Origin of the sequence: Acidovorax sp. (assembly GCF_046339755.1) — a bacterium.
GTDB lineage: Bacteria > Pseudomonadota > Gammaproteobacteria > Burkholderiales > Burkholderiaceae_C > Acidovorax.
In genome coordinates, this window is sequence record NZ_JBKDTZ010000269.1 from 1 (window position 1) to 6806 (window position 6806).

At 62.3% G+C, this 6806-nt stretch carries 5 protein-coding genes and 1 pseudogene; 3 read left to right on the plus strand and 3 right to left on the minus strand.

What is annotated here, in order from left to right; translation table 11 throughout:
• The 3 genes and pseudogenes from ACK59X_RS23320 to ACK59X_RS23330 all read right to left on the minus strand — a co-directional run.
• A pseudogene (locus ACK59X_RS23320) lies at nucleotides 1-1543 on the minus strand (xanthine dehydrogenase family protein molybdopterin-binding subunit); the annotation flags it as partial.
• Entirely contained in the window at nucleotides 1540-2577 is a 1038-nt protein-coding gene (locus ACK59X_RS23325) for an FAD binding domain-containing protein (protein ID WP_409960763.1), read from the minus strand. The pseudogene ACK59X_RS23320 and the gene ACK59X_RS23325, both read right to left, overlap by 4 nt.
• Entirely contained in the window at nucleotides 2574-3050 is a 477-nt protein-coding gene (locus tag ACK59X_RS23330) for a (2Fe-2S)-binding protein (protein WP_409960764.1), read from the minus strand. The genes ACK59X_RS23325 and ACK59X_RS23330 overlap by 4 nt, the downstream gene beginning before the upstream one ends.
• A gap of 177 nt (nucleotides 3051-3227) precedes the next feature.
• On the opposite strand from ACK59X_RS23330, the gene ACK59X_RS23335 reads away from it, so the two are divergent.
• From ACK59X_RS23335 to ACK59X_RS23345, 3 genes are all read left to right on the plus strand, one after another.
• On the plus strand, nucleotides 3228-3926 hold the full coding sequence (locus ACK59X_RS23335; protein ID WP_409960765.1) for a ferritin-like domain-containing protein: 699 nt from the start codon (nucleotides 3228-3230) through the stop codon (nucleotides 3924-3926).
• A 129-nt stretch (nucleotides 3927-4055) separates the two neighbouring features.
• Nucleotides 4056-5009, plus strand: a complete 954-nt coding sequence (locus ACK59X_RS23340) for a methyltransferase (RefSeq protein WP_409960766.1) — start codon at nucleotides 4056-4058, stop codon at nucleotides 5007-5009.
• Nucleotides 5009-6343: a phosphoribosylamine--glycine ligase gene (locus ACK59X_RS23345; protein WP_409960767.1), complete on the plus strand. Its 1335-nt coding sequence runs from the start codon at nucleotides 5009-5011 to the stop codon at nucleotides 6341-6343. Before ACK59X_RS23340 ends, ACK59X_RS23345 begins: the two co-directional genes overlap by 1 nt.
• Nucleotides 6344-6806 lie beyond the last annotated feature (463 nt).

Sequence of the window (6806 nt, forward strand, 5' to 3'; positions counted from 1 at the left end):
ACGTCCCCTTCTCGAGTGGCAAACCCAGTGACGCGGAAGCAATCTGCGCCATGACGGTATAGGTTCCGGTGCAGATTTAACTTGAGGCGCTGCTCACCTCCAGCCGGCCATCAGGGTAGAGCACGGCGCGGGCCCTTGCGAACATCTGCATGGCATCCCACACGCCTGTAGCCATGCCCCAGCCAATCAGTTCGTTGCCCTCACGCATCGACCTCGGCTGAAGCGGCCTGCGGGCCCAGCCGAAGCGTTCGGCGCCTTGGGCATAGCAGGCCTTGAGTTCCTTTGTGGAATGGGGAAGGTCGGTGGATGGGTCTAGCTCCGCGTAGTTCTTCAGACGCAACGCCAACGGATCCATGCCGAGCGCGTAGGAGAGCTCGTCCATGGCCACCTCGATGGCATGCACGCCATGGGCAGCTCCCGGCGCGCGCATGTCAATGGGGCTGTAGCGGTCCAGGTCCACGAGCTTGTACTCAAGGCGCACGCTGTCGCTCGTGTACAGCTGCCCTGACCAGTTCACCACCACCTCCACGTAGTCTTCCAGTCGCGATGTCTCCGCGAAGGCCTCATGGATGATGGAGGTGAGCCTGCCGTCGCGCTCGGCGCCCAGCCTGATGCGCTGCGTGGTCTCGGGCCTGTGTCCAAACGTGAACATCTGCTGGCGGGTAAGCACCAACCGTACGGAGCACTTAGTGTGCAACGAGGCCATCACCGCCAGTATGAGGTTGTACTGAGGCCGCAGCCCAGAGCCGAAGGCGCCGCCCACAAACGGATTTTTGACGGTGAGTTTGCTTTTTCCAAGGCCGAAAACGCGCGAGACAACCCAGCGGCTGTTTTGGGATCCCTGGGTTTTGTCGTACACCGTAAGGTGGCCGTCCTCGCCGCGCACCACGGTGGTGGCGTGCATTTCCATGGGGTTGTGGTGTTCCGCGCCGCTGTAATACTGCGCATCGATTTTCACGGGCGCTGAAGCGAAGGCTGCATCGGCATCGCCCTTGGGCTTCGGTGGTGGCACATAGCCTGCCTTGAAGCCCTTAGGTTCGTGTGCGCGGTGCAGCTGCGCTAGCAGGTCTGTATCGTGTGGCTCGGCCTCGTACTCCACCCGCACCAACTGAGAGGCCTCGCGGGCCGCCTCGAAGGTCTCGGCCAGGACCACGGCGATAGGCTGACCGCTGTACAGGATGGCGCCGCTGTGCAGAGGCTTGAAGGGCGAGCCGCCCGGGGCAGTCATGTCCTTGTAGAAGATGTCCATTGACCTCTTGTGAGGTCGGTTCTCGTGTGTGATGATGTCGCGCACGCGCGGCGTGGCTCTTGCCCGTTCCAAATCGAAGCGCACGATGCGGCCCCTGGCGATGGTGCTGTTGACCACCACCGCGAACAGCATGCCAGCCACGAAATGGTCCGCCGCGTACAGCGCCTGCCCGGTGACCTTGGCGCGACCATCCGTACGCGATATGGAGTCACCGATCTGGACGTAGCCTGTCCCAGGCTCCGCCATTGGTTGCTGTGACGTGGAGAGTGAGAACGATTGCGTCGCGAATGTCATGCGTTTTGCCCCTTGTTCGCGCTGCCAAGCAGCATGCTGGTCTGGCCTGCGAGGGCCATTTCGAGTGCACGTACCACGGCGCGCTGCGCCATCGGAATCTTGAAGGCGTTGCTGCCCAATGACCTACCCTGGACCTGTGCCCCGGCTATCAGTGCCTCGGCGGCTTTGGCAAACACTGTGGACTCCGGGTGCTGCCCGTGCAGCAACACTTCTGCTTCGGGTCGGCGCCAAGGCTTGTGGGCTACCCCACCCAGGGCAATGCGAGCCTGGGCTATGCGGCCGTCCGAATCGAGTTGCAGTGCAGCGGCCACCGATACAAGGGCGAAGGCATACGAGGCGCGCTCCCGGATCTTGAGGTAGGCGCTGTGTGGCGCGAACGCCTGCGCAGGAGGCAGCTCGATGTGGGTGATCAACTCGCCCGGCTGCAGTGTATTGTCGATATCGGGGTGGTCTTCAGGGAGGCGATGGAAGTCGACGAAAGGGATGCTGCGGCGGCCGGTGGATGATTCCACATGGACAATCGCTTCCAGTGCTGCAAGGGCCACGCACATGTCGGAAGGATGCGTGGCAATGCAATGCGCGCTTGCGCCCAGGATCGCGTGCTGGCGCGCCAGGTTTCCGATGGCCGAGCATCCGCTGCCTGGAGCACGCTTGTTGCAGGGGGTGCCGGTATCGTAGAAGTAGTAGCAGCGCGTACGCTGCAGCAGGTTTCCGCCATCGGTTGCCATATTGCGGATCTGCGGAGAGGCCCCAGACAGGATGGCGGCGGCCAGGAGGGGGTAGCCATCTCGTACCAGCGGGTGGTAGGCTGTTGCAGCATTGCGCGCGAGTGCGCCAAGAAGCAGGCCGCCGTTTGGCGACGGCTCGATGGTCGCCAGGGGAAGGGCGTTGATATCTATCAGCCGTTGCGGGCGCGCCACCCCTTCCTTCATCAGATCCAGCAGGTTCGTACCGCCCGCGATGTAAGCTGCATCGCGCCCGCGTGCGATGGCTGTTGCGGTATCTGCAGCGGCATCAAAGGTGAATGGGCTCATTGCTGCCCCCTGTCTGCAAGCGCCACTTCGACCACCGCATCCAGAATCTGTACATAGGCCCCGCAGCGGCACAGGTTGCCGCTCATGAGTTCCCGCACCTCCTCACGCGTTCGCGCACGCCCCTCGTTCATCAGCCCTCGCGCAGAGCAGAGCTGACCCGGTGTGCAATAGCCGCACTGAAAGGCGTCGTGCTCGATGAACGCCTTCTGCAGCGGGTGTAGCTCGTTGCCTCTGGCCAAGCCTTCAACTGTAGTCACACGGGCGCCATTTTTCATCACGGCAAGCGTGAGGCAGGAGTTGATGCGCTCGCCATCGATGAGCACCGTGCAGGCGCCGCATTGGCCGTGGTCGCACCCCTTCTTAACGCCGGTAAGTCCCAGCTTGTCATGCAAGAGATCCAGAAGCGTGACAGAGGGCTCAACCTCCAACGTACGAGCACGGTCATTGACCGTTAGGGAAACGGAGTGGGGCATTTGCGGAACTCTCTTTCGTGCAACGCGGGCCCCGATATTGCGAGTTGGCTGTCGCATTACGTGTCGGACAAATGGCCGAGAGCGACATCATTTGCAGATGCATCGAACGAGGTGTTGTCTTGCTAAAAGCAGTGGAACTGAATCTGAGAATTCCGGCATTCAACCTGGAAGCCCACCATGGCTGTCAAGGCTGCCGCCCACCTATATCTTCACAAACTCCCGGACACGTACAGCGCCGAGAAGCAGCTGATCAAATCGCTCCCCAGGATGGCACGCGCCTCCGCCGATCCACAGCCCTCTCAAGCCTTCCTAGACCATCTCGAGGAAACGCAGGGGCAAGTGGCTCGCATTGATGAAGTCGTGGAGTTGCTGAACCTAAAGCTCAAGCGCATCAAATGCGCCGCCATGGAAGACCTGGTGGAAGAAGGCAAGGATCTGATCGACGAAATCGAAAAGGGTCCGGTGCTTGATGTTGCCCTGATCGGCGCGGCGCAAAAGGTGGAGCATGACGAGATCGCAAGCTATACGACGTTGACCACCCTGACCACCAAACTCCGCTACACCGCCGCGGTGCCTTTGCTGCAGGCCTCGCTTGCCGAAGAGAGGGCGACCGACGAGAGGTTGGGGAAATTGGGCCAAGCGGCTGCGATCAAAGATGCTGCTGCAGCCGGTAAAGCTCGATGGCATCGGACTTCAAGCAGAATTTGCGGGGAGTCTTCCTACAGCGCCGGTGGAGTCGCGGGTACAAGATCGCCCGATGCATTAGGAGGCTTCCATGATCCAGCAACTTCCCCATACTGGTCACGCGGTATCGTTCATCGGCGCCGGATTGGCCATGGTCGCTTACGGCGCATCGGCGGCGGTGGGCTTGATTGAAGAAGGGGATGCGAACCGCCCATTTGGCGGTCGCGATCAGCCCCAGCCCGCAGCGACACAGAGCGACGGCATCGTGCAGTGCCTTGGCCGGCGACTCGATGTGTACGCTCACCGCGGCTGTTGAGCACCATGGATGAGCAGGACATCGAGCAGGTGATTGCACTGGGCCGCCATCTCCAATCCACCCAGTACCAATTCATCACCGTCACTCCACTGACGCACCAGCGCGTTCTGCGCAACCTTGGCAGCATGGCGGCGCGAGACCTGCGCGACGCCTTCGGCTGGAATCTGCCTTTCAACGCCGACCTTCTTCCAGCAGGGCTGTTGGAGGCACTGTTTGCTGGTGGAGTGCTGGAAAATGCGGGCGACGGGCGCTACTGGAGCACGCTGCGCTTCAGCACATTGGGTCCCGATCTCTACGCTCATTCCGGGTACCCGACCACACAGGAGGATGCCGTCTTCTTCGGGCCTGACACCTACCGCTTCGCCGCACTGGTGACCGGCGAACTCGCGGCACGTCCACTGAAAGCCGGCAGCAGAATCCTGGACATGGGCTGCGGTGGTGGACCGGGCGGCTTGGCAGCGGTGCGCGCTTGCGTTGCGCCCGTGCGAGAACTGGTGCTGGCCGACATCAACCCCGCAGCGCTTGCGCTGAGCCGGGCCAATGCCCGCATTGCGCAGTTGCACGAACGTTGCGCCATTGTTCAGTCCGACCTGTTCAGCCAGGTTTCCGGCGAGTTTGATCTCATTGTGTCAAACCCGCCGTACCTGGTTGATGCTGACCAGCGCACCTACCGCCATGGCGGGGGAGACTATGGTGAAGGACTCTCGCAGCGAATTCTCGAGCAGTCCATTGCCCACCTTGCTCCGGGTGGGCGCCTCATTCTCTATACCGGCAGTGCCGTGGTGCGGGGAGTGGATCCGTTTTCTGAATGGGCCGCCCGCAAGGCGGCTGCCGCCAGATGCAGCTTTGTGCAGCGCGAAATCGATCCGGACGTTTTCGGCGAAGAGTTAGACCGCGATGTGTACGGTGACGTGGAGCGCATCGCCGCCATCGGCATGGTGGTGCAAAGGGCTGGCTGATGAGGATTTTGGGTGTCGGCGAATGCAATGACCTAGCCGCCATGTACGCCGGCATGGAGGCACGCGGTCACGAGGTCCGGGTGTTCGTGCGCGACGAGGCCAGCCACGGCGTCTTCAGCGGCATAGTGGCGCGCACCGACGATTGGCAGCAAGAGCTGGGTTGGATCGCAGAGGCTGCGGAGCAGGGTCTCATCGTCTTCGAGACTGCTGACCAGGGCGCGGTGCAGGACGATTTGCGTGCGCAGGGCTTCCAGGTGATCGGTGGCAGTGCGCTTGGTGACCGGCTGGAGGGCGATCGGGAGTACGGCCAGTCCAGTCTTCGGCAGGCAGGCCTGCGCACCGCCAGCAGCCACACTTTCAGCTCGTACCGCGAGGCGTTGGATTTCTTGTCCGGCAGGCACCAGCGCTACGTCCTCAAATTCAACGGCACCCACAGCCTGCGCACCAAGAACTACATCGCACAGGCCAGCGACAGCCGCGACCTGGCGGCACTGCTGCAGTTTCACGCCAATAGCGAAGCCACGCACGAGCTGCTGGACTTCGTTCTCATGGAATACATTGAAGGTATCGAGATCGGCGTAGGCGGGTATTTCAATGGCAGCGTTTTCCTGGACACGGCCTGCATTGACTTCGAGCACAAGCGCTTCTTCCCCGGTGAGCTCGGCGAGCTGACTGGCGAGATGGGGACTGTGGTCAGCTACGACGGCAGTGGCGCGCTGCGCGACTTCGTGCTGCAGCCGCTTGCTGGCGTGCTGCGTGACGGCGGGTACTGCGGTTACATCAACGTCAATCTGATGGCCAATGCTGATGGGTTGTGGCCGCTGGAGTTCACCAGCCGCTTCGGCTACCCGGGCTACGCCATTTGCGAGCAGCTGCATCGCCAGCCGTGGGAGAGCATTTTCCTGGCCATGGCCCGCCGCTCGGCCACCCGTTTCGCCACTGCACCCGGTTTCGCCGTTGGTGTGGTGCTGACGGTGCCGCCTTTCCCCTACCGCCAGGGCTACGCCGAACTATCCAAGGGGATCCCCATCATCCTGGACCACGACCTCGCGCCCGTTGACCGCGAAGCTATTGCCTTCGCCGAGGTGGAGATGCGCCATGGCGCCATGGTCACCAGCGGAACATGCGGTTATGTAGGCGTAGCCACAGGGTGCGCCGCTACGGTGGATGCGGCCCGCCTGAGAGCTCTGGAGGTGGTGAGCAAGGTCTATGTGCCGAATTTGCGCTATCGCAAGGACATTGGGGCGCGCGTGTCGGACCCGCAACTAGACCTGCTGCGGCAATGGGGTTACCTGGACGGTGTGCCAGCTCGCGCAAGCACCGTAGGAGGATGACGACGGCAAGGAGGGCGTTGGCCCGTCCGAGACCCAACAGGCGGTTGGTTCGATCTGGTTTTCAGGGTCACGCTGGGGCAGTGCACCGGAGAAGGTGGTCGGCTCAAGGCAGGCTGGGCCCAGGTGGTGGACCTGGAGAGTGGCGAGGTGGTCTTCTCCAAAAGCCGGCGACTCGGCGGGCCGGACCTCATTGCCGTCCCATGGTCGGAAGGCGGGGGGGTGGGGGACATGCCTGTCTCGTTCCATATGCTGCTGTCTCAGGACGAATCTAAACTCTCCCTGCTCGGCGCGCGGGACCTTCCGTTCCTCATCGTCGGCGACTAGGCTGGCTGGGCAGAGCAACTTCGTCTGCAGGGATTGCTCGAGGCTGAGTTCACCGTGGAAGCCGACCCCGCAAGCGATTGGGCCGTGGTGCTGTCGATCACCCCCACGGGCGTGAAGCACTCGCTGCAACTGGGCCGAA